General features: G+C 72.2%; 16 protein-coding genes. 10 read left to right on the forward strand and 6 right to left on the reverse strand.

Going from position 1 to position 22,945, the window contains the following annotated elements; genetic code table 11:
- Positions 1-4: 4 nt before the first annotated feature.
- The 10 genes from DFR69_RS00305 (at position 5) to DFR69_RS00350 (ending at position 8,808) form a co-directional block, all read left to right on the forward strand.
- Positions 5-529: a YiiD C-terminal domain-containing protein gene (locus tag DFR69_RS00305; protein ID WP_110035377.1), complete on the forward strand. Its 525-nt coding sequence runs from the start codon at positions 5-7 to the stop codon at positions 527-529.
- Positions 526-1,392: an alpha/beta hydrolase family protein gene (locus DFR69_RS00310; RefSeq protein WP_244198010.1), complete on the forward strand. Its 867-nt coding sequence runs from the start codon at positions 526-528 to the stop codon at positions 1,390-1,392. The genes DFR69_RS00305 and DFR69_RS00310 overlap by 4 nt, the downstream gene beginning before the upstream one ends.
- An 8-nt stretch (positions 1,393-1,400) precedes the next feature.
- Entirely contained in the window at positions 1,401-2,531 is a 1,131-nt protein-coding gene (locus DFR69_RS00315) for an ABC transporter ATP-binding protein (protein WP_110035379.1), read from the forward strand.
- A gap of 32 nt (positions 2,532-2,563) precedes the next feature.
- The gene (locus DFR69_RS00320) at positions 2,564-3,931 is read left to right on the forward strand and encodes an ABC transporter substrate-binding protein (RefSeq protein ID WP_186817400.1); all 1,368 of its coding nucleotides are present in this window, start codon (positions 2,564-2,566) and stop codon (positions 3,929-3,931) included.
- Positions 3,931-4,788: a metallophosphoesterase gene (locus DFR69_RS00325; RefSeq protein ID WP_186817402.1), complete on the forward strand. Its 858-nt coding sequence runs from the start codon at positions 3,931-3,933 to the stop codon at positions 4,786-4,788. The genes DFR69_RS00320 and DFR69_RS00325 overlap by 1 nt, the downstream gene beginning before the upstream one ends.
- A gap of 1 nt (position 4,789) precedes the next feature.
- Entirely contained in the window at positions 4,790-5,743 is a 954-nt protein-coding gene (locus tag DFR69_RS00330) for a carbohydrate ABC transporter permease (protein WP_186817401.1), read from the forward strand.
- Positions 5,733-6,545 carry a carbohydrate ABC transporter permease gene (locus DFR69_RS00335; RefSeq protein ID WP_110035382.1) on the forward strand — a complete coding sequence of 271 codons (813 nt, stop codon included), beginning with the start codon at positions 5,733-5,735 and terminating at the stop codon, positions 6,543-6,545. Before DFR69_RS00330 ends, DFR69_RS00335 begins: the two co-directional genes overlap by 11 nt.
- 27 nt (positions 6,546-6,572) lie before the next feature.
- Complete coding sequence (locus tag DFR69_RS00340) at positions 6,573-7,157, forward strand: hypothetical protein (RefSeq protein ID WP_110035383.1); 585 nt, start codon at positions 6,573-6,575, stop codon at positions 7,155-7,157.
- Positions 7,158-7,306: 149 nt separating this feature from the next.
- Positions 7,307-8,188 carry a hypothetical protein gene (locus DFR69_RS00345; protein WP_146229172.1) on the forward strand — a complete coding sequence of 294 codons (882 nt, stop codon included), beginning with the start codon at positions 7,307-7,309 and terminating at the stop codon, positions 8,186-8,188.
- Complete coding sequence (locus DFR69_RS00350; RefSeq protein ID WP_110035385.1) at positions 8,188-8,808, forward strand: hypothetical protein; 621 nt, start codon at positions 8,188-8,190, stop codon at positions 8,806-8,808. The genes DFR69_RS00345 and DFR69_RS00350 overlap by 1 nt, the downstream gene beginning before the upstream one ends.
- A 173-nt stretch (positions 8,809-8,981) precedes the next feature.
- Here DFR69_RS00350 and DFR69_RS00355 read toward each other — a convergent pair whose 3' ends face one another.
- From DFR69_RS00355 to DFR69_RS00380, 6 genes are all read right to left on the reverse strand, one after another.
- Positions 8,982-10,346, reverse strand: coding sequence for an acetyl-CoA carboxylase biotin carboxylase subunit (locus DFR69_RS00355; RefSeq protein WP_110035386.1), 1,365 nt, complete (start codon positions 10,344-10,346; stop codon positions 8,982-8,984).
- On the reverse strand, positions 10,343-10,882 hold the full coding sequence (locus tag DFR69_RS00360) for an acetyl-CoA carboxylase biotin carboxyl carrier protein (protein WP_208643880.1): 540 nt from the start codon (positions 10,880-10,882) through the stop codon (positions 10,343-10,345). Before DFR69_RS00360 ends, DFR69_RS00355 begins: the two co-directional genes overlap by 4 nt.
- A 92-nt stretch (positions 10,883-10,974) precedes the next feature.
- Positions 10,975-12,669: an acetyl-CoA carboxylase, carboxyltransferase subunit beta gene (accD, locus tag DFR69_RS00365; protein WP_110035387.1), complete on the reverse strand. Its 1,695-nt coding sequence runs from the start codon at positions 12,667-12,669 to the stop codon at positions 10,975-10,977.
- Complete coding sequence (locus DFR69_RS00370; RefSeq protein WP_110035388.1) at positions 12,666-14,234, reverse strand: PfaD family polyunsaturated fatty acid/polyketide biosynthesis protein; 1,569 nt, start codon at positions 14,232-14,234, stop codon at positions 12,666-12,668. The genes accD and DFR69_RS00370 overlap by 4 nt, the downstream gene beginning before the upstream one ends.
- A complete protein-coding gene (locus DFR69_RS00375; RefSeq protein WP_244198011.1) occupies positions 14,234-16,459 on the reverse strand; it encodes a beta-ketoacyl synthase in 2,226 nt (741 codons plus the stop codon). Before DFR69_RS00375 ends, DFR69_RS00370 begins: the two co-directional genes overlap by 1 nt.
- Positions 16,456-22,935, reverse strand: a complete 6,480-nt coding sequence (locus DFR69_RS00380; RefSeq protein ID WP_110035389.1) for a type I polyketide synthase — start codon at positions 22,933-22,935, stop codon at positions 16,456-16,458. Before DFR69_RS00380 ends, DFR69_RS00375 begins: the two co-directional genes overlap by 4 nt.
- Positions 22,936-22,945: the final 10 nt, after the last annotated feature.

Here is a 22,945-nt window from a genome sequence, read left to right on the forward strand (position 1 = left end):
CGAGATGACCCGCAGCATCGCCGGATTCGGCGCCGCCTACCCCGCCCTCGACCCCGACGCCGTCGACTTCGGCTACCTGCGCGACGCCTCGCAGGCGCTGGTGCCGTTCGGCGCGCACGTCGGCACCGTGATCACCGAGATCTCCCCCGCCCGCTCGGTGGTGGAGATCCCCGCCGAACCGGTGATGTGCAACCACATGGGCACCGTCCACGCGGGCGCGCTGTTCACCGCCGCCGACATCGCGGGCGCCGCGGCGTTCGTCGGCGCGGCCGCGCACCGCCTGCACACCATCGACCGGCTGGTCCTGCGCGGCGGCACCGCCGCCTACCGCAAGCCGGCGCGTGGCCGTATCCGGGCGGTCGCCACCGTCGACGCCACCGAGCTCGCCATGATCCTGGCCGCCACCGAGTCCACCCGGTTCGGCCTGTCCGGCCGGGCCGAGCTGCTCGACGACAACGACGTGCTCACGGCCGAATTCACCTTCGACTACGTATGCGATGTCCGCATCGCCGGAACGGATCCCGCATGACCGCGACCACGCCCGACACCAGCACGGTCGAGACCGTCGACGGTGTGCGGTTCACCGTGCGCTGGCTGGCCGCCGCCGACCCCACCGCCCCCGTCGTGCTGATCCTGCCCGCGATGGCGATGAAGGCCCGCAACTACCAGGCACTGGCCAAGGCCCTGCACGCCACCGGCCTGTCGGTGGCGTCGGTCGATCTGCGCGCGCACGGCGAGGCCGAGCCCGCGCTCGGCGAGCACACCGACTTCGGCTACCGCGAGATGCTCGAAATCGACCTGCCCGCCATCGTTTCCGCCGTCGAGGACCGGTTCCCGCAGGCGCCGCTGCACCTGTTCGGGCACAGCCTGGGCGGTCAGCTGGCCCTGCTGTTCGCCGCCGCCGAACCCGAGCGGGTCGCCGGGGTCACCGTGATCGGCACCGGCACCGTGTTCTGGTGGGCCTTCGGTCCGCGCCGCTGGTTCGAGGCGCTGAGCCAGATCCAGTGGATCGGTCTGGTCGCCCGGGTCAAGGGGCACTGGCCGGGCGGGGTGCTGATCCCGGCGCCCATGCCGGGCGGGGTGATGGTCGACTGGTCCATCCACTCGCTGACCAGCTACTACCGCCCGCGCGGCACCACCCGCCGCTACAACACGCTGCTGGCGCAGATGACGCTGCCGGTGCTGGCGATCTCGCTGTCCGAGGACGTGCTCGGCCCGAAGTCCAATGTCGACTTCCTGGTGTCGCGGATGCCCGCCGCGCGCGTCACCCAGTGGCACATCGACGCGGACTCCGCCGTCGAGCACCGCGATCACTTCGCCTGGTTGAAGGATTCGCCCGCGATCGCGACCGAGGTGTCGCGCTGGATCACCACCGGCTCCGCGCCGGCCTGAGGAGAGACGTGGCACGACTGCAGATCCAGGCGGTGTCGAAGAAGTTCGACACCGACTACGCGGTGCGCGAGGTGAGCCTCGACATCGCCGACGGCGAATTCATGGTGCTGCTCGGCCCCAGCGGCTGCGGCAAATCCACCCTGCTGCGGATGATCGCCGGACTGGAAGAACCCAGCGAGGGCCGGATCCTGGTGGGCGGCACCGACGTCACCGACGCCGCGCCGCAACGGCGCGACCTGGCGATGGTGTTCCAGAGCTACGCGCTCTACCCGCACCTGTCGGTGGCCAAGAACATCGGCTTCCCGCTGCGCGCCCGGCGCAGGCCCCGCGCGGAGATCACCCAGCGGGTCGCCGAAGTGTCGGCCACCCTGGAGCTGTCGGCGCTGCTGGACCGGCGCCCGGTGGCACTCTCGGGCGGACAGCGGCAGCGAGTCGCGTTGGCGCGCGCCATGGTTCGCGATCCCGGCGCGTTCCTCATGGACGAGCCGCTGTCGAATCTCGACGCCAAACTGCGCAGCGCGACGCGCGCCGAACTGATCGCCCTGCACCAGCGATTGGGGGCGACGTTCCTCTACGTCACCCACGACCAGGTCGAGGCGATGACCATGGCCTCGCGCATCGCGCTGCTCAACGAGGGCCGGGTCGAACAGTGCGGCACCCCCGCCGAGCTCTACGACCAGCCCCGCTCGACCTTCGTCGCCGGATTCCTCGGCGCGCCACCGATGAACCTGTTCCCCGCCGTCGTCACCGCGACCGGAGGCGCGCTGCGGGTGACCGCCGACGGCGTCGACGCGGCCCTGGCCATCACCGACGAACTCGACACCGCCACCCCGGTGATCGCGGGCATCCGGCCCGAGCGCCTGCGCATCGATCCCGCGGCCAACGACGTCCGCGGGACGGTGCGCATGGTCGAGAACCTCGGCAGCGAGGAACTGGTGCACCTCGACGCGGGCGCGACCAGCCTGTGCGTGCGCGCCGCGCGCCCGGCCGGGGTCGCCGCGGGCGAGGACATCACCCTGCGGGTGGATCCCGCCGACATCCACCTGTTCGACCCCGACACCGGCCTGCGGTTGACCTGGCGTGCGCCGCAACCGGATCCGCCGAAGGCCGTGGACGCGGCGGCCGTGCCGGTCCCCTGATTTCCCCGCACCACTCGATGAGGAGAACCACCATGAAACGCACCCTGCCCCTCCTGGGCGTGGTGTTCACCACCGCCGTCGCGTTGAGCGGCTGCGGTCTGGGCGGCACCGTGTCCTCGGACACCACTTCGACCGCGCAGATCCCGGAGCTGAAGCCCGAGCAGCAGGTCTCGATCACCTTCGAGTCTTACAACTACGGTCTCGCCGGTGCCTGGACCGACACGTTCAACGCGCTGATCGCCGACTTCGGCAAGAAGTACCCCAATATCAAGGTGACCGCGCAGAAGCCGCAGGGCAACAGCCCGAACCCGGCCACCGACACCATCTCCAGCATCCAGAACCAGATGGTCGCGGGCACCCCGCCCGATGTCGCCCAGCTCGGTTTCTCCGATCTGGACTTCACCATCAATCAGCTGCAGGCCAAGCCGCTCGACACCCTCGTCGGCAAGCAGGAGGTGGCCCGCAACTTCGACGGCCGCCACGCCTACGCGCCGCGCGCCCGCGTCCTCGACGACTGGAACGGCCACACCTACGGCGTGCCGTTCGTCTTCTCCACCCCGGTGCTGTATCTCAACGCCTCGCTGTTCGCCGAAGCCGGGCTCGATCCGGCCAAGCCCCCGGCCACCTGGGCCGAGGTCGCCACCGCGGCCAAGCAGATCGCCGACCGCACCGGCAAGGGCGGGGTGTACATCGACTGCCTGACCAAGACCGCCAAGGACTGGTGCTTCCAGTCGATGGTGCGTTCCAACGGCGGCCGGGTGATCTCCCAGGACCGGCGCACCCTCACCTACGCCGACGCGCCCGCCGTCGAGGTGACGCAGATGGCGCAGAACCTGGTGAACTCGGGCAGCATGCCCAAGCTCAACCAGAAGCAGGGCTACGAGGCGTTCGCGCGCGGCGAGATCGGCATGATCCTCGAGACCAGCGCCATCCAGGGCACCTTCGTCACCGGCGCCAAGGACAAGTGGGATCTGCGCTCGGCCGCGATGCCCGCGTTCGGCGACAAGCCGACGGTGCCGACCAATTCCGGTGCGGGCCTGCACATCCTGTCCAACGATCCGGCCAAGCAGCGCGCCGCGTGGGAACTGATCAAGTTCCTCACCAGTGAGGAGTCCTACATCAAGATCGCGCAGAACATCGGCTACCTGCCGCTGCGCACCGGCCTGCTCGACCAGCCCGACGGCCTGAAGGACTGGGCCGCGAAGAACCCGCTGCTGAAGCCGAACGTCGCCCAGCTGGGCACCATGGAACCGTGGGTCTCCATGCCCGGCAACAACTATCTGCAGATGCGCGACGGCATGATGGACGCGGTCGAGGCGATCGTGTTCCAGGGCAAGGATCCGCAGTCGACCCTGACCGCCGCGCAGGCCGAGGGCGCCAAGCTCATCCCGGCGGCATGATGAGTGATCTGACCATCGTCCAGCTCACCGACACCCACCTGCGGCCGACCGGTGAGCTCGTCCACGGTGTCGTCGACACCGACGCGAACCTCGCGCGGGTGCTCACCCAGCTGCGCGCGGCCGGGCAGCACGTGGATGCCCTGGTGCTCTCGGGTGACCTGTCCGACAACGGGTCACCCGAGGCGTACCGGCGGCTGCGGGCGGCCGTGGAGCCGGTCGCGGCCGAACTCGGCGCCGAGATCGTCTACGTGATGGGCAATCACGACGAGCGGTCGGCCTTCGGCGAGGAACTCCTCGATCGGGCGCCCGGGTCGGTCGATCCCGCGCTGCCGCACGATTCCTGCGTCGAGATCGCCGGCCTGCGCGTCATCGCGCTCGACAGCACGACGCCGCTGCGGCACGAGGGCAGGCTCGAACTCGAGCAGCTGGCCTGGTTGGGCGAGCAGCTGCGGGTGCCCGCGCCGCGCGGCACCCTGCTGGTGCTGCATCATCCGCCGATTCCCTCGCCGGTGGCCACCGCCGATTTCCTCAAGCTCGAGGACGCCGACCGGCTGGCCGAGGTGCTCGCGGGCTCCGACGTGCGGATGATCCTGTGCGGGCACAACCATCTGACCGCCGCGGCGGCGGTGGCGGGGATCCCGGTGTGGATCGGTCCGGCGCTGTCGTACCGGATCGACCCGATGGCGCCGGTGGGCAGGCATCGCGGGCTGGCCGGATTCGGCTACAGCCGGATCGATCTCGTCGGCGAGACGATGCTCGCGACGGCCATCGAGGCCACCCCGGCGGTCGCGGTCTACGACCGGCCCGAGGCCGAGGTGCTCGAGCAGCTGGCGGCGATCGCCGCGCGGACGCGGTGACATGTTCGTCATCGACGAACGGCAGGACCCGGCGCAGGCGGTGCCCAGCACCGCGGCGCCGGGTCCGCGCCGGTTCACCCGTCGCGCGCTGACCCGGCTGATCGCGCCCTACCTGTACCTCGCGCCCGCGCTGGTGCTGCTGGTGGTGTGGACCTATCAGCCGCTGGCCCAGGCCGTCGAGCTGTCCACCTATTCGTGGAACCTGCTGCCGACCGCGCCGATGAAGCCGGTCGGTACGGCCAATTACGAACGGCTGCTGGATCTTCCGGCGTTCTGGGGATCGCTGGGCCGCACCGCGACCCTGATCCTGGGATTGCTCCCGTTCACGGTGCTGTTGCCGGTGCTCATCGCGCTGGCGAGCCGGCGCGTGCACGGCCGGGCCAGGACCGTCTATCAGGCGCTGGTGTTCGCGCCGTTCCTCGTGGCGCCGGTCGCCGCGGCGGCGGTGTGGCGGTGGCTGCTGCATCCGGGCAGCGGCTTCGTCGATCAGCTGCTCGGCACCGGCCACAACTGGGTCTACGACGCCTCGACCGCGCAGGCGGTGATCATCATGATCACGGGGTGGCAGCTGCTCGGTTTCGCGACGCTGGTGGTGTGGGCCGGGCTGGCCGGGATCAGCGGCGACTACAGCGAGGCCGCGCGGGTCGACGGGGCCACCCCGGGGCAGATCCGGCGCTGGATCACCCTGCCGCTGCTGTCCCCCACGCTGCTGTTCCTCGTGCTCACCACCGTGCTGCTCAGCCCCACCCTGTCGTTCCCGCTGATCGACTCGATGACCCAGGGCGGGCCGTCGCAGGCCACCACCAACATCTACTACCTGCTCTGGGACTACGCGTTCCACAGCTTCGACGCCGGGCTCAGCGCCGCGGCGGGGGTGTTGCTGTTCGTCGGTTTCGGCGCGCTGGCCGCGGTGCTGGTCTGGATCTCGGAAAAGGTTGCTGTTCATGATGATTGACCGTCTGCGCGCGGCGGGCAGCCATCTGCTGCTCGCCGCCACGGCGCTGCTGTGCGTGTTCCCCATCTACTGGCTGTTCGCGACGGCACTGCGCCGTCCCGAGGACGTCACCTCGCTGACCCCGCTGCCGTGGCCGCTGTCGATCGAGAACTATCTCGACGCGGCGCAGAAGGTGGATGTCGCCGGGCTGATCGCCAACACGTTCTTCGTGGCGATCCTGTCCGCGGCCGGGCAGCTGCTGGTGGCGCTGCTCGCGTCGTACGCGTTCGCGATGTACACCTTCCCGCTGCAGCGGCTGATGTATCTGGCGTTCGTCGGCGTCTGGCTGGTGCCGTTCCAGGTGACCATGCTGCCCAACTACATCCTGCTCAACGAGCTGGGCCTGATCAACACGCTCATCGGCTGCGTCGTGCCGACGCTGTGCTCGGCGCTGGGAGTGCTGCTGCTGCGCCAGCACATGACGGCGTTCCCGAAGGAGCTCATCGCGGCCGCGAAGATGGACGGCCGCTCCTCCTGGGCCATCCTGTGGACCGTGGTCGTCCCCAACCTGCGCCCCGCCCTGGCCGCCCTCGGCATCCTGCTGTTCATCAACGCCTGGAACGAATATTTCTGGCCCGCCGTGGTTCTGCGCCAGTCCAACGACGTCCTCCAGCTGGGCCTGCGCAGCTTCATGGGCACCGAAGGCGACCAATGGGGCCCCATGATGGCCCTGGCCAGCCTCGCCTGCCTTCCCGTCCTCCTCCTCTACCTGGTCCTCCAACGCCACATCGTCAACGCCTTCGTCCGCTCGGGCCTCAAGTGAGATCGGCGCGCCCTCCACAATGGTCGGGTGACATTCGCACTGTGCCGTGACGCGGCAGCCGCTGACTGGCTGCTCCACCAGGAGCTGCCATGGCATCGGCTCGCCGCGCGCGGCCCCGCCGGGTATCAGAGGTATGCGCGGCTCAGGTTCGCGCCCGACCCTCGCTTTCCCGGGCAAAGGCTGAACGACGTCCGCTTCGACCAGCCGGAACTGTCGGAGAAGCAGCAGATCGGTATCGCGCTGGAAACCCTGGCGCGGTCCACGACCACACCCGAGACCTGCTATTTCGCCGTGTGGAACGGGTGGAGCACGATCACCATCGACACGGCGCCCACGCTGCGGATTCCCCACCGCGACTACTGGCTGCTCCGTGGCGCACTCGCGGACTTCGCGGACTGGAACAGCGGCGACAGCGCACGATGGCCGTTCGGCGACTGCCCCGATCCCGCGTTCATCTGGCCCGCGGACCGCGCGTGGTGCGTCACCGACGATGTCGATCCGCACTTCGCCTCGATCGGTGCCGCCGCGGAGGCGATCGATCGTCTTGTGGCCGATCCTCGCATCGACGCCGTGCGCGATGATCCGGCCGCGGAGCCACCGTCTTGGTGCTGAAGCGCGCTCCGGCCTGCCACGGAGGCGTCACAGCGCCGGGGCCGATTCAGCCGGGTTGACGGGTCTTGCCGGGGGGCATAGGGCGGATTATGGTTGAGGCGCAACGGATCCCGTTGTGCCGATGCTGATTTCGCGGGGTGCGGAGTGCGATGACGGTGGGGTCGGCGGTTCGGCTGTGGAGCGGGCTGGGGGTGCTCGTCGGCGTTGTCTCGTTCGCGGGGGCGTTCGGAGTGGGTTGGGCGATGGCGCTGCCGTCGTCGACCTCGCCTCCCCCTGCCACGACCACGACCTCACGGTCCGGGGACGGCAGCGGTACCGGTGACGGGTTCACGCCGACACTGCGGGCGCCCGTTTCGGCGATGCGCGGAAGCGCGATGGCGGTGCACGGGACGAATTGGCTGTGCGATCAGGTCTCGATCGTCCCGAACTGGGCCGCCACACCGACCTCGGCGGTCGATGAGACCGCGCAGACCGGCATCGTCAGCGCGAAGGTCGGGGGCGACTACACGTTCGCCGCGTCGGTGCCGGTCCCGAAGACGGCGGCGCTGGGCGCGAGCACGCTGTGGGTCAGCTGCACCGCCGATCCCGATATCACCGACTCCGTGTCGGTCCGGATTCTCGCCGTTCCGGTGACCACCACGGTCCCGATCAGCACCGCACCGATCAGCACCGAACCCGTCGTCACCGAGGAGCCGGCCGTCGTCGACCCGGTGCCGCCGACCGCGGACGCGCACGGCCCGGACGGATCCTCGGGGTCGCCGTCGGCGGGCCCGGCCGGGCTCGTCGGGCTGCTGCTCGTCGGCGGGGCCATCGCGCTCGCCGTCCGCGGCCGATCGCGCCCACCCGACCCGGGGCGACCCCCGGTCGGTGTCCGCGTCCCGCCCGAGCAGCGGGAGCCCGAGGTGAGCGTGCGCGTCCACGCCGATCCGCGACCGCGGCTCGACTTCAGGACCGTGCCCGCCCGGGTGCCGACCGTAGAGATCAGGACGCACCGGCCGGAACCGTTCATCACCGTGCGAGAGGTCCGCTGATGTTCCCTGAGGCGCTCACCGCGCGAGCGGTGCTGTACGACAACGGTTCCCACGAGGTCGGTCGCGCCGAGCTGACGGCCCGGCTGCGCGAACTCGGCGTCGATCGCCAGCTGCGGCTGGCCGCGCCGGCACTCGGGCCGCTCGTGCGCGAGCTGGCCCTGCCGAAGATCGCGGCGGCGCTGGACGGCCTGCTCGACATCAGCGTCGGTGACGCGGCGCTGGCCGGCTGGCGCGGGTACGACCGGCTCCGTGGCGCCGCCCAGCGCACCCGCACCGGTCCCGAGGAGAACGTCGAACTGCTCGCGCACGAACTCACCCACACCTACCGGCCGAGCCTCGAGATCCTCGTGGACGGGCACTCGTCGGGCTCGCTCACCGTGGAACTCGTGCTCGCGCTGGAAGTACAGCCGCTGGCGGCGACCGTCCGCGACGCGCACCTCGTCGCCCTCGGCCCCGGCGACTGCACCGTCTCCGTCTCGGTCGGCACCGCCTCGGTCGGGACGATCATCGAGCGGCAGCGCGAGATCCCGACCGCGCGGATGGTCGACCTCCGCAGACCGTTCCCGCTCATCGCGACCGGCCGCCCCGGCGGGCAGCCCGGCCGACGCACGTCCACCTAGCGCACGCAGTGTGCGCGCCCCGGCCGAGCTGCACGCTTCCGCCGTGACCGTTGAGATGCGCTCGGACGCACCAAGGAAGTGCCAGGCCGCAACTGCACCGGATGCTCGGTGGTCGGGCGCGAAGCACCAGCGCGGCGATGCTCGGCGCAGGACGGCCGGGCGCACGCCAACGCCTACCGCACGGCGGCCGGTTCGTTCAGGGCGCCGATGAGGGCCGTGTCGTGGGTGGCGGCCCGGAAGCGCGGGTGGTCGAGGATGTCGTGGAGGAAGTCGGTGGTGGTGGCCACGCCGGGGCCGGTGATCGTGGTCTCGGCGAGCGCGCGGCGCATGCGGGCGATGGCCGTCGGCCGGTCCGGCGCCCAGACGATGACCTTCGCGAGGAGTGAATCATAATGTGGCGGAATGGCATAGCCCTGCGCCACCTGGGTGTCCACGCGCACGAACGGGCCGGCGGGGAGCGCGCACTCGACGAGCGTGCCGGGGGCGGGCGCGAACGCGCGTTCCGGGTCTTCGGCATTGAGGCGGCATTCGATGGCGACACCGTACGGCGCGCGATCGCCGAGGGTCAGCGGGTCGCCCGCCGCGATGCGCAGCTGTTCGGCGACCAGGTCGACGCCGGTGACCATCTCGGTGACGGGGTGCTCCACCTGGAGGCGGCAGTTGACTTCCATGAAGTAGAAACGGCCGTCGGGCGCGAGCAGGAACTCCACGGTGCCCGCGCCGACGTAACCGGCCGCCTCGCAGCCGCGGACGGCCGCGGCGCCGATGCGGTCGGCGAGCTCCGGCGACAGGCCCGGCGCCGGCGATTCCTCGACCAGCTTCTGATGCCTGCGCTGCAGCGAACAGTCCCGCAGACCCAGGTGCCGGACGGTGCCATGGGTGTCGGCGAGGATCTGGACCTCCACGTGCCTGGCCGATTCCAGGTACCGCTCGACATAGAGCCTGCCGTCGCCGAAGACGGCGGCGGCCGCGGCCCTGGTGTGCTGCCAGGCCGTGGCGAACTCCTCGCCGTCACGCACCACCCGCATCCCGCGGCCGCCGCCACCCGCGACAGCCTTGATGATCACCGGGTAGCCGATCTCGTCGGCCAGGGCGCGCGCCCCGTCGGGATCGTCGATGGCGTCGCGGCTGCCGGGCAGCAGGGGCAGGCCCGCGTCGGCCATCAGCGCGCGAGCGGTCGACTTGTCACCGAGGCGGGCCATGACCGCGGGCGGGGCGCCGACGAACACGAAGCCCTCGGCCTGGCACACCTCGGCGAAATCCGGGTCCTCCGAGAGGAATCCGTACCCCGGATGGATCGCGTCGGCCCCGGTGGCGCGCGCCGCCTCGATGATCGCGGGGATCGACAGGTAGCTGCGTTTGGCCGGGGCCGGGCCGATCTGGACGTGTTCGTCGGCCAGGCGCACCGCCGCGGAGTCGCGGTCCGCGGCCGAGTGCACCGCCACCGTGGCGATGCCCAGTTCGCGGCAGGTCCGGATCACCCTGACCGCGATCTCCCCGCGGTTGGCGACCAGGACCTTGTGGAAGGGGCGCGTCACCGCAGCGCCTCGAACACGATCAGGGCCTGGCCGTGCTCCACGGCGTCGCCGTTGTCGACGAGGATCTCCGCCACCACGCCCTCCCGCGCGGCGGTGACCGGGATCATCAGCTTCATCGCCTCGATGATGCCCACCTGCTGACCGGCGCGAACGGGGTCGCCCACCGCGACGAACGGCGCGGCGCCGGGTTCGGGCGCGCGATAGAACACGCCGACGGTCTCGGCGGTGAGGGGGAAGGTCGTCGCGGCGCCGGTGTCGGCGGACCGATCCGCCGTCGCCACCGTCCCGGCGGCGGGGTCGGCCGGGACGAGCACCAGGTGCCCCGCCGGCTCCCCGTTCTCGGCGGGCGTCGCAGCGGGGCGCTCGTCCCAGGTGATGCGCAGGGACACCGGACCATTGGCGACCGTCACCGAGGTCGGGGCGGACCCGGTGGCGCGCACACTCATGGCGTGACGGCTGAGCACCGCGAGGCTGTGGTCCGCTTCGGTCGGGCTGACCGCCCGCGCGGCGGGGTCGCTGGTCACGGACTCGGTCATCGGGGCTGCTCCTGAAGCTCGGTGCGGGTGTTCGGTGGCGGACGGGTCGGTGCGCTGCAGACTCTGCCGCAGGACGGTCAGCGGGTGGCGGATCAGGAAGTCGACCACGAGGTCTCCGTGAGGTCGCGGGCCAGGCCGTAGCCACGGAAACGACTGTGCCGCTGGGCGATCAGGTCGGCGGTCGGCCAGGCCCGCAGCTCGTGCACCGCTTGGCGCACCGCCCGCCGCAGCAGTGCCGCCGCGCCGACGGGATCGCGGTCGGCGCCGCCCTCGGGTTCGGGGACGACGGCGTCGGCGATGCCGAGCTCGAGCAGGGCGACCGCGTCGACCCGCAGCGCGGCGGCCGCACGGGGCGCGGCGGCCGGGTCCTTCCACAGGATGGCGGCGCAGCCCTCGGGACTGATCACCGAGTAGATCGCGTTCTCGCACACCAGCACCCGATCGGCCAGCGCCAGCGCGAGCGCGCCGCCGCTGCCGCCCTCGCCGGTGATCACGGTGACCACCGGAACAGGCAGACCGGCCAGCAGTTTCAGCGATTCGGCAATGGCCACCGCCTGGCCCTGCTCCTCGGCCTCGATGCCGGGGTAGGCGCCCGCCGTGTCCACCAGCGCGACGACGGGCCTGCCGAGTTTCGCGGCCAGGCGCAGCGCCCGGACCGCCTTGCGATAGCCCGCCGGAGTGGGCATCCCGTAGTTGCGCTCGGTGAGTTCGGGTCCGGTGTGGCCCTTCTGGGTGCCGAGCACGACAACCGGCAGTCCGTCGAGGCGGGCCAGGCCCGCGATCATGGCGGGGCAGTCGGCCGACATGCGGTCGCCGTGCAGTTCGACGAAATCGTCGAAAGCGGCGGCGAGGTAGTCCAGGGTGGTCGGCCGGTCGAGCCGCCGGGCCGCGCGCACGCGGTCCCAGGACTCGCCCACGCTGAGCGCGGCGGGGTCGGTGACGAGCGCGTCGGGGTCACCGGGTTCGGTGCGCAGCGGTGGCCGCTCGGTCATCGCGACCAGCCGGGAGAGCCGGGTGCGCAGCGCCCAACGGTGGCAGATCATGTCGACGATGCCGTGTTCGAGCAGGAATTCCGCGGTCTGGAAGCCCTCGGGCAGGGTCTGGCCGATGGTCTGCCGGATCACCCGGGGCCCCGCGAAGCCCAGGCGCGCACCGGGTTCGGCGATGATGATGTCGGTGGCGGTGGCGAAGGACGCCGCGACGCCGCCGTAGGTGGGGTCGCTGATGATCGAGATCGTCAGCACGCCTGCGTCGTCGAGGCGGCGCAGCGCCCGGCTGGTCTTGGCCATCTGTATGAGCGCGACGATGCCCTCCTGCATCCTGGCCCCGCCGGAGGCGGTCACGAGCACCAGCGGCGCCCGGTCGGCCAGCGCCGCCTCCGCCGCGGCGGTGACGGCCTCGCCGACGGCGCTGCCGAGGCTGCCGCCGAGGAAGCGGAAGTCCATGACCGCCAGCACGATCGGGGTGCCGTCGACGGTGCCGCGCACGCAGCGGATCGCCTCCGGCAGGTCGGTGCTCTCCCGCGCCTGCCTGATCCGCTCGGGGTAGGCGCGGGTGTCGGTGAAGCCGAGCGGGTCGGCGACGGTGGCCGCGGTGGCGATCGGCTTGGCCGAGTCGGCGTCGAGGAGCTGGTCGACGCGCTGGTCGGCGGTGAGCATGCCGTGGCCGTCGCATTCCGGGCACACCCGGCTCGCCCGCTCGTAGCGTTTGCGGTAGATCATCGTGTCGCAGAGGGGGCACAGCAGCCAGGCCGTGCCGGTGGTCGCGGTGGTGTCGACGACGGTCATCGGTCCTCCAGCGGGCGTGGGACGTAGCGGGCGCAGGCCGCGGGCAGGCGCACCCCCGCGGTGCGCAGGTGGGCGACGCGGGTGAGGTAGGCGGCGCCGAACAGCAGCTGCGCGGCGATCTCGGCGACCGCGCGGTTCTCCGGTGCGGCGAGATGGGTGCCCGCCGTCCAGGTGTTGAAGGCGCCCATCGCGGGGCCGCACCAGATCTGGTAGTCGGCGACCCGATCGGCCTCGCCGCGGATGCTCCAGCCCGAGGACAGGCCGAGGTACCAGCGGAAGACCAACGCCATCTTGGCTTTCGGGTCCCGCTCGGCCCCGCTCAGCTGGGCCGGGTCGCGCTCGGTGAAGTACCGGACGCACTCCTGCCACACCTCGTCGAGCGGCCTGCGGAACAGGGTGGATTCCAGCTCGGCGCGCAGCGCGGTCGGCAGCGCGTCGAGCCCGGGGTAGGCGCGGTAGGTGTCGTAGAGCTTCTGCGCGCGGGCCGCGAACATCGTGCCCCGGCGCAGCACCTGCACCTGCACGCCGAGCTCGAACATGTCCGAGGACGGCGACATGGCGCAGTCGGCGAATTCGGCCCGCGCCAGCAAGGTCTTGGTGGCGCCGCATTGCGCCGCCTCGACGGCCGACTGGTTGACCGACCCCGTCACCACGTAGGCCGCGCCGAGCCCGAAGGCGGCGGCGACGGCGTCGGGTGTGCCGAGCCCGCCTGCCGCGCCGATCCGCACACGCTCGGCGCCGGGCACGGTGGCGCCGAGCCGGTCCCTGGCCGCGATCAGTTCCGGCAGCAGCACCGTCAGCGGCCTGCGGTCGGTGTGGCCGCCGGAGTCGGCTTCGGCGGTGATGTCGTCGGCCATCGGCACCTGCTCGGCGAGCCGGGCCTGCTCGGCGGTGATCCGGCCCGCCGCCACGAGTTCGCGCAGCAGCCGGGCGGGCGCGGGCCGCAGGAACAGCTCGGCCACCTCGACGCGGGAGACCTTGGCGATCACCCGGTGCCCGATCTCGATGCCGCCGCGCCGGTCGACGCGCAGACCGAGGGCGCGATAGCGCACGACCTCGGCGGTCAGGTCCATGAAGGCCGAGGCCTCCACGCAGCGGACATCGTGGCGCAGGCAGGCGTCGACGATCGCGCGTTCCAGGGCGGGTTCGCTCGGACTGTGGATGAGGTTGCAGGCGAACGGCTGCGCGCCCAGGTCGGCGGCGAGCTCGCCCAGTGCCGCGTCCACCGTGGCGGGCGCGACGCCCGCCGCGCCGTAGGCGGCCAGGTAGCCGTGCCGCGCCATGGCCTTCACCAGGGCGGGCGAGGCGATGCCGTTGGCCATCGCACCGGCGGCATAGGCGGCGCGGACACCGTGGGCCGCGCGGAAGGCGCTGTCGCCGAGGCGTTCCGGCGGCAGCGGCACGACCGCGGCGAGCACCTGGGCGCGGGCGGCGACGGTCTCGTCGGCGGTGGCGCCGACCTGTCCGTCGGCACGGACGATCCAGACCGGCGAGTCCAGATCGAGCAGCAGGGCGGTGATGGCCTCGGTAGCAGTGGCGAGCGCCACGGTGCGCATCGTGGTCATCACGCGCTCCGATCGACGAGTTCGACGGCCAGGTCGGTCACCTCGTAGATACGCAGGCCCGGCTTCCACAGCGAACCGTCCACCACCGCGGTCACGCCGCGCGGCCCGCGGCGCAACGCCTTGATGTGGGCCTCGAGCTCGACGGTGCCGTCGGTGGGCAGGAACTGGCCGCGGTAGCGCCAGCTGAAGGGGATGTCGGCGGGGATGCGGAACACCGGGTCGGCCATGTCCGCGGCGTGGCCCGCGTCCACGAGCCATTCCTGGACGGCGTGGATCACCGATTCGACGCCGAGTGAGCCGGGGATGACCGGGTCGAGGTGGAAGTGGCGGGCGAAGAACCAGTCCGCCGGGTCGATGGGCCGCAGTGAATGCAGGTATCCCGCACCGTGTTTCCCGCCGCCGTCGACCACCTCGACCCGGTCGATGAGCGCCAGCGTCCGGCGCGAGCACAGCGGCGAGGCGGGGTCGGCGCGGCGGGCGGCCACGTCGATCGTCCGGACCTGGGCGGTCGGGTTCTCGGCCAGCCAGGACGGTGCGGGCCGTCCGGCGTCGAGCCCGGTCTGGTTGGCGAGGGCCTCGTCGCTGAAGTACCCGAACATGGTCTCGCCGGTGTAGAACGGCGCGCCGTCGACGCTGAGCGTGTAGTCGAAGGTCTGCAGGGAGGAGCCGGGCAGGATCGTGGTCGACAGCATCCGCGAGGACTGTTCGATGGTGCGGTCGCGCAGGTCGACCTGGCGCAGCACCGTCGCCGTGCCGCCGAGATTGCGCAGGCTCAGGGTGGTGCCGGGCTGGGTCAGCGTGGGTCCCGCGTAGTAGCCCATGAGCAGGGCCGCCTGCAGGGAGGTCTCCATGTACACGAAGTGCGGCATGGAGTCGTTGGCGGTGTCGGCGTAGTACCAGGAGTCGGCGGGCGAATCGTATTCGGTGGTGTAGGCCGCGTGGTCGAGAGTGCCTCGCGCACCGTCGAATTCGCGGACGCGGTCGACGAGGAGCAGACCGCCGGTGGGCAGCCGCGTCGCGCGGACGCCGGTGTACTCCGCGAATTCCGGGCCCATGGCGATCGCCTGGTCGCCGCGCGCCAGGTGGGTCATGTGGAATTCGTTGAGCAGCAGGGTCGGCACGGCCTGGCCGGGACCGATGCCCGCGCCGGGCGCCTCGGTGACGGTGACCTCGACGGACAGGCTCCCCCCACCGGCGAAGTGCGCCGTGCCCAGGACGTGCGGGCGGGGAACGAGGTCCAGGTCGGTGACGACGAGCTCCAGCGTGCCCTGGGCCGCGCCGTTTCCGGCGGCGGCACCGATCGTGTCCCGGGGTGTGCCGGCGGTGGCCACCGCTCCCCCGGTCAGGGTGCTGCCGGACAGGCACAGGTGCATGCCGGTGAAGAGCGCGAACACCTCGGCGGCCTGGCGCGCGGCGGCCTCGGGCGCGCCCTCGTACCGGGCGACGATCCGGCCGTCACCGGTACCGCCGTAGAGCTCGATCGCCTCGATCGCGGTGAGCGCCAACGGCTCTCCGGCGGCCAGCCGCGCCGCGACCTCGACACCGTCGCGCCGGTGTCCCGGCCCGAACACCTCCGCGATCGCACCGGTCGTCAACGATTCCAGCGCCGCCCGGTCCAGGGAGGTACGCGCGGTCCGCGCCAGCGGCTTGAACGCGCCTTCCCGTACGGGCGCTTCGCCACCGGACACATGGTGGAGCGCGGAGGAGGCACCCCGATCGACGGGAACTACCGTGGAACCCGCCGATCGCAGTTCGCCGGCAACGGCGGCGAAGTCCGCCGAGCCGTCGCGAAATGCCTTGCTGGACAAGGGTATGCCTACCGCTCGGGCCCAGAGCGCGCGCTGCAGGGCCACCTGCGCGGTCAGGGCGGCGCGGTGGGCGGTGGTGACGCCGGTGCGGAGCTCGGCGATCACGCCGCGTGACGCACCGGCGCTCGCCGCCCTCGTCCGAGCGGTCGCGGTCGTTTCCACCGGGCGTGTGGAACGGTCCTGCGCCGGGAGGGCCGCCGCCTCGTCTGACCGCCGAGTCGACTCCGCCGTGTCCCCGGCGGGTGCCACGGCGGGTCCGGCGGGGACCCCTGCCGGCGCGGGTGTGAGCGCCTGCGGCACCGTGTCGTGCGCTGGTCCGCCCGGCCGCGCGGCCTGCGGCAGCACGCCCGGGGCGGGCTGGGCCGGGGTCACGCCGGTCGGGTCGAAGGCGATGCCGTCGAAGTCGAGGGCTGTCATCGGGTCCACTTCCTCACCGAGGTCTGGAACTTGTCCGTCAGGTCGGGCGTCGTGAGGACGGTGACGTCCGAGAAACGTTGCAGCACTGTGCCGTCGGTGGACAGTGCGGTGGCGTCGATGCGGGCTTCGAGCCTGCTCGCGCGCGGGTTGTCGACCACCAGCACGAAAGGTTCGGCAGTCGGGAGCGGGTGGTGGTAGTCGATGCGGCCGACGCCGAGGGGCAGGCAGGCCGTGCCGAGGAGGCGGTGGCCGAGGACGGGTGGGCCCTGCAGGATCAGGTCGGCGGCGACCGGGTCGTGCAGACGGCCCGCGTAGGCGCCGCCTGCGACCGGGCCGGTGGGCAGGTGGCAATCCAGGACGATCGCGGTGTCGCTCTCGGCCCGGATCGCGCGCAGGCCCTGGAGCGCGGGGGCGTGGAACTGCACGGCGTCCCGGTAGATCCGGTCGGCGGAGGTGCCGGGTCCCGCGGGAACCGCTTGCCGGACACCGCTGTCCGGGGCGGCGGCGAGCAGCAGGGTCGCGCGGAAGTGCGCGATCTTGCCGTCGAAGACGGTGGCGCGCACCGCGATCCGGCCGTCCACGTCGGCGCTCGGGACGAGCTCGATCTCCACTGCGGTGACCGGGTGGTCGAAGACGAGTCCCTTGAGCACCTGGTAGTCGCGGACGCCCACGACGGTGTGGCCCGGCGCGGTGCGTTCGGCGAGATGGATCATCGCGCCGAGGCCGAAGGTGGCGGGCAGCACGATGTGCTCGCCGATCCGGTGGGCCTCGATCACGGGTTCGTCGATCAAGCCGGCGATGTCGCGGCGGGCGCGCACCGTGGCCGCGGCGCGGTCACCGGTCGACAGGGCGGTGGCGGCGCCGACCAGCAGGACCGGTTCGGGCCTGCGGTTCGCGGTGAACTGGGTGGTGAAGGCGGCCACGCCCGCGGCGGGGGCCAGCAGCGGGATGCCGCGGGCCCGGAAGTGCGCGCGCAGGTCGGCGGTGACCATGCCGCCGTCCCAGGCGCCCCAGTCGATCGCGGTGACGCGATGTCCGGGATGCCTGCGCCGCCAGCTCACCGCGAACCGGCACAGGGCCTCGTTCGCCGCGGCGTAGTCGGCCTGGCCCGCGTTGCCGAAGAGGCCGGCCACCGAGGTGAACAGGACCAGGTCCCTCGGCTCCCCCACCGCGGCGAGGACGGCGGCCAGACCGCCGAGCTTCGGGCGCAACACACGAGCGATCGAGTCGGCGGTCTTGTCCGGGATCATCGAGTCGGCCAGCACCCCGGCGCCGTGCACGACACCGGTGATCCGGTCGCGCCAGGGCGCGACGGCCTCGGCGAGCGCCGTCGCGTCGGTGGCGTCGACGCTCAGGTAGTCGGCGCGGTCACCGAGCGCGGCCAGGGTGGAGCGGATCTCGCGGACGGCGCGGACGTCACCGCAGGCCCGCTCGATGTCTCTGGGCCGCGCGCCGGTTCCGGCCAGCGCGCGTACGGCGGCGGGCTTGAGCTCACTGTCGGGAAGGCCGTGCGCCCAGGTGGGTTCCTCGGCGAGGGTGGTGCGGCCGAGCAGCAGGAACCGCGCCGCGCTGTGCCGGGCGAGCGCGAGCACGCACGTCGCCGTCACTCCCCTGGCGCCGCCGGTCACCAGCAGCAGGTCGTCGTCGGTGAGGACCGACGGGGCGAGGTCCGTCGCCGTGCTGACGATCTCGGTGGTGACGGCGGGCTTGTGCCCGCTCGGCACCGGCGTGCGGCGCTGTCCCGAGATGTCGACGCCGACCTCGACGGTGTCGATCGCCGCGTCGCACAGTTCCTCGAGCACGATCTGCGCCACCCGGGCCGGCGTCGCCGCGGGCGCGATGTCGAGCGCGCGGCAGAACAGGGTGGGTTCCTCGGCGGCAAGGGTTTTCACCAGGCCACCGAGGCCGCCGAGCAGCGCGGGGATCGGCTCGGCGTCCCCGAGCAGGCCGAGGTGGCCGTCGAGCCGGGTGACGGTGACGAATCCGGCCCGGCCGGTCGCGCCCCGCAGCGCGGGCGCCACGCGGCCGGTGACCAGGATCGCCTCGGTCAGGATCCGCTCGGCCTGCGCCCACTCCGTGGCGACACCCGCCACGACCACGCACAGGTCGGCGGCCGCCACCTCGTCGTCGGGGCGGGCCCGGCGCACCGTCCAGCTGAGCGCGCGCAGCGCCTCCTCGATCGCCTCCGCGTCGGTTTCCGCGGACTCGTCCAGGCACACGATCAGTGCCCGGCCGGCAGGCCGGTACGGGTCCACCGCCAGGTCGACCGGGGCGAGCTCGACGAGTTCGACGACGTGCCGCGGCGTTTCGGCCGCGGCCTCAGCTTTTGGGTGGACATCACCCCCGGCCAGCTCGCCCACGATCTGATCGAGGGAGCGCAGCGTGCCGAGTTGCTCGGGCCCGAGACTGGGGAGCGTCGGGAACCGTTCCTGCAGAGCGCCGATCACCTGGACCCGCTTGATCGAATCGACCCCCAGATCCGCTTCCAGATCCATCGTCGGATCGACCATCTCGACCGGGTAACCGGTTTTGTCGGCGACCACTTCCCGCAGCGCCTGCCGCAGGGTCTCGGCGGTGGGCGTGAGACCCGCGTCCACCGAGGCGACCTCGTCCGTGTCCGCGGCGTCGGCCGGCGTGGCGGAATCGCCCGCCGCGCCAGTCGTTGCCGCGCCGTCGGCGGCGAGCAGATCGGCGATCTGATCGAGGGTGCGCAAGGTTCCGAGCTGCTCGGGGCCGAGGCTCGGCAGCGACGGGAAGCGCTCCTGCAGCGCGCCGATCACCTGCACGCGCTTGATCGAGTCGACGCCGAGATCGGCCTCGAGATCCATGGTCGGATCGACCATCTCGACCGGATAGCCGGTCTTGTCGGCGACCACTTCGCGCAGGGCTGCGCGGATCGCTTCGCCGCCGAGCGTGTCAGCCGCCGGGGCAGCCTGCGATTCCGCGGCGGGGTCGGCACTCGCGGCCGGCACGCCGGTCGGATAGGCAGTGCCGTTTCCTGTGGGTGTCGCCGGTTCGGGCGCGGGGGCGGGCAGATGGCCGTTCGCGGGCACCCCCGGGGACCCGTTGCTCGGAGTGGGCGCGGCGGGCAGGGCCCGGGTGGGTGCGGGCGCGGGCACCGAGGCGGGGGCGGTCCGGTAGCTGGTCACCGTGCGCGGGCCCGTGGCTCCGCTTTCCAGCTCGGCCAGCTGGGCGAGCACATCGCTTGCCCGCGAGTGGCTTTCGCTGATGGCGACACCGTGGTCCTTCACGGCTTCGATGGCGCGCAGCAGGTGGTCGTCGACGGCACCGGCGCTCAACGCGCCCGCCAGCCCGCGGGCCAGGTCGAGCTGGCCGTCGAGGTACTGCCGGTGCGTGTCCAGATGCTGGGTGAGTGCGGTGTCGAGCGGATCGACGGGGATGGTCACGAGCTGTTCCTCCACGAGCGGGGGCACCGAGGGGCGGTGCGAGAGTTCGGACACGGCAGGTGATTCGGCGAGCGGGTGCGAGGGCGAGTCGGCCCGGCCGTCGGCCACGGCGCGCGAGCCCGCCACGGCCGACCCGGGAACGGTCGTCGCGAGATCGGGCAGCGCCGATCCGTGCGGCGAGAGCCCAGCGGGTGCATCAACGGGTGCGGGCCCCGCTTCCGGGCCGGCGAGGGCGTGCGGCGCCGCGAGCTGGACGCGGTAGTCACCCGACAACGCCTCGGCGTAGGCGGCGCGGCGGGCGTCGGGGACGTATTCGGGGGCCGAGAGCGTCACGGTCATCCGGCCGGCCGCCGGGGTGGTCGGCGCGTCGGGGGTGGCGGCGTAGCGGTTGATCCCGGAGATCTCGACACCGAGGACGGCGAGACGGACGGCCGCCCGCTTGAGTGCCACGTCACCGTTGCCGATCGGGCCGGAGTCGGTGGCGAAGGCGATCACGTCGTCGCCCAGGGTGCGGCGCACCAGCGAGGTGAGCACCTGCTTCGGACCGCATTCGACGAAGATCGTGCAGCCGTCGGCGTGCATGGCCCGCAGCGCGTCGACGAACTCGACCGGCTGGCTCAGCTGCGCGGTCAGGGTCGCCCGGTTGGCGGCGACGTCGGCGCCGTAGGAGGCACCCGCGGTGTCGGCGTAGACCGGCGCGTCCGGCTCGGCGATGTCGACTTCGGCTACGGCGGCGCCGAATTCGGTCACCGCGTGGGCCACGTACGGGGTGTGGAACGCGGCGGCCACGGGCAGATCCCTGGTGGCCCAGCCGTTCTCGGCACTGCGCGCGGTGAAGGCGCTGATGCCGTCGGGTCCACCGCCGACGACGATCTGGTCGGGCGCGTTGTGATTGCAGATCCACACGTCGTCGAGATCGGCGATGACCTCGGCGACCTCCTCGCGGGCCGCGTTGACGGCCACCATCGTGCCCGCCTCCGCGTCGTCGGCGACCGTCATCGCCGCGCCACGCGCCCTGGCCAGACCGAAGAAGTCCGCGGTGCTCAGCGCGCCGGAGGCCCACAGCGCGGTCAGCTCACCGAAGCTGTGGCCGAGGTAACCGTCGGCCCTGAGCCCGAATTCGGTGAGCACCCGGAACTGCCCGGCCGCGAGCGCGCCGATCGCGGGCTGCGCGAATTCGGTACGGCGCAACGCGGATTCCTGCTCGGCGCGGGTCTGCTCGGTGAACGCCGGCGGCGGGAACACCACCGCGCCCAGCCGCTGCTCGGCGCCGACGAACGCGGCGTTGGCCGCGTCGAAAGCGGCTCCGACGGGCGGATTGTTCAGCGCCGTGTCCAGGCCCATGTCCACGTACTGGCTGCCCTGCCCCGCGAACAGCACGCCCACCTTGGGGTCGGGGACGGCGGCCGCGCGGAAGTAGACGCCCTCGGGGTGGTCCCAGTGCGCCGCGTCGGGCCGGCGCACCAGCTCGTCGACGGCGAGCGAGCGCAGATCCGCGGCGGTGTCCTCGTCGACGGAGACGAAGCCGATCCTGGCGTGCGCGGCCGGAATGTCACCGCCGTCGGTGCCGGGGGTGCTGCGCACGACGTCGATCAGCGCGGCGACATCGGGGGCGTGCCAGACGTGCGCGCGCGGCACCCGGTGCAACACCGGGCCGCGCGTCTGGTCGGCTTCCTCGAGCACGATGTGGAAGTTGGTGCCGCCGAAGCCCATGGCCGAGGCGGCGGCCCTGCGCACCGGGCGCTGCGGGTCACGCACCCAGGGGCGGGTCCTGGTGTTGACGTAGAACGGCGTCCGGGCGGCGTCGATCTCGCTGTTGGGCGCGTCGACGTTGATCGTGGCGGGCAGCACCTTCTGGTGCAGGGCCAGCGCCAGCTTCATCACCCCGGCGGTGCCCGCGGCGCCCTTGGTGTGTCCGATCTGGGACTTCACGCTGCCCAGCGCCGCGAACCCGGTCTCCGAACTCGCCTCGGCGAGCAGCCCTTTCAGCGCGGTCAGCTCGGTCTTGTCGCCGACGGCCGTGCCGGTCGCGTGCGCCTCGATGAGCTCCACGTCGGCGGGTGAGCATTCCGCGTCGGCGTAGGCGCGGTCGAGCGCCACCCGCTGGCCCTCCGCGCGGGGCGCGTAGATGCTCTTGGAGCGGCCGTCACTGGAGGAACCGAGACCGCGGATCACCGCGTAGACGCGGTTGCCGTCGCGGCGCGCGTCGGCGAGGCGGCGCAGGGCCAGCATGGTGATGCCCTCGCCCAGCAGCGTGCCGTCGGCCTCGGCGGAGAACGGGCTGATCCGGCCGGTCGGCGAGAGCGCGCCGACCTTGCTGAAGCACAGGTAGATGAAGATCGAGTTCTCGGTGTCGACGCCGCCGGTGATCATCATGTCGGCGCGACCGTCCTGCAGTTCCGCGATCGCGGTGCGGATCGCGGCCAGCGAGGCCGCGCAGGCCGCGTCGACGGTGCAGTTGATGCCGCCGAGCCCGAGGCGGTTCGCGACCCGGCCCGCCACCACATTGGCGAGCAGGCCGGGGAAGGAGTTCTCCTCCCACGGCGCGAACGCGGCGACGAACCGGCGTGAGATCTCCGCGACATCGCTCTCGGACAGGCCCATCGACCGGCCTGCCTCCGCCAGCACCGGCGTCGACAGGCGCGCGGCCAGCGGATGCATCAGCGGCACCGGACCGGTGGTGCCGAGCACCACGCCGGTGCGCGCGGGGTCGTACCACCGCGAACCGGTCGCGCCCGCGTCGGCGAGCAGGTCACGCGCCACCCCGAGGCTCAGGGTCTGCATGGTGCTGGTGACCTCGAGCTGGTTCGGCGGCATCCCGAACTCGAGCGGGTCGAACGCGACGTCGGGCAGGAAAGCGCCACGGCGCGAATAGGTCTTGTCCGGCGCCGCGCGGTCGGGGTCGTAGTAGTCGTCCAGGCTCCAGCGCGACGCGGGCACCTCGGAGGTGCAGTCGACGCCGTCGATGATGTTCTGCCAGTACTCGCGGTGGGTGTGTGCCTTGGGCAGCAGACCCGACATCCCGACAATGGCGATCGGGTCGCGTGCCAGGCGTCGTTCGTCTGTCACGGAAGGTTCC

It is taken from the genome of Nocardia neocaledoniensis (genome assembly GCF_003182135.1).
GTDB lineage: Bacteria > Actinomycetota > Actinomycetes > Mycobacteriales > Mycobacteriaceae > Nocardia > Nocardia neocaledoniensis.

What these genes read in the sequence shown, in the direction of transcription:
- DFR69_RS00360 (WP_208643880.1), bottom strand. Translation starts at nt 10,882, where the DNA reads ATGACCGAGTCCGTGACCAGCGACCCCGCCGCGCGGGCGGTCAGCCCG.
- DFR69_RS00325 (WP_186817402.1), top strand. Translation starts at nt 3,931, where the DNA reads ATGAGTGATCTGACCATCGTCCAGCTCACCGACACCCACCTGCGGCCG.
- DFR69_RS00335 (WP_110035382.1), top strand. Translation starts at nt 5,733, where the DNA reads ATGATGATTGACCGTCTGCGCGCGGCGGGCAGCCATCTGCTGCTCGCC.
- DFR69_RS00320 (WP_186817400.1), top strand. Translation starts at nt 2,564, where the DNA reads ATGAAACGCACCCTGCCCCTCCTGGGCGTGGTGTTCACCACCGCCGTC.
- DFR69_RS00375 (WP_244198011.1), bottom strand. Translation starts at nt 16,459, where the DNA reads ATGACAGCCCTCGACTTCGACGGCATCGCCTTCGACCCGACCGGCGTG.
- DFR69_RS00310 (WP_244198010.1), top strand. Translation starts at nt 526, where the DNA reads ATGACCGCGACCACGCCCGACACCAGCACGGTCGAGACCGTCGACGGT.
- DFR69_RS00350 (WP_110035385.1), top strand. Translation starts at nt 8,188, where the DNA reads ATGTTCCCTGAGGCGCTCACCGCGCGAGCGGTGCTGTACGACAACGGT.
- DFR69_RS00330 (WP_186817401.1), top strand. Translation starts at nt 4,790, where the DNA reads ATGTTCGTCATCGACGAACGGCAGGACCCGGCGCAGGCGGTGCCCAGC.
- DFR69_RS00305 (WP_110035377.1), top strand. Translation starts at nt 5, where the DNA reads ATGACCCGCAGCATCGCCGGATTCGGCGCCGCCTACCCCGCCCTCGAC.
- DFR69_RS00345 (WP_146229172.1), top strand. Translation starts at nt 7,307, where the DNA reads ATGACGGTGGGGTCGGCGGTTCGGCTGTGGAGCGGGCTGGGGGTGCTC.
- accD (WP_110035387.1), bottom strand. Translation starts at nt 12,669, where the DNA reads ATGACCGTCGTCGACACCACCGCGACCACCGGCACGGCCTGGCTGCTG.
- DFR69_RS00370 (WP_110035388.1), bottom strand. Translation starts at nt 14,234, where the DNA reads ATGACCACGATGCGCACCGTGGCGCTCGCCACTGCTACCGAGGCCATC.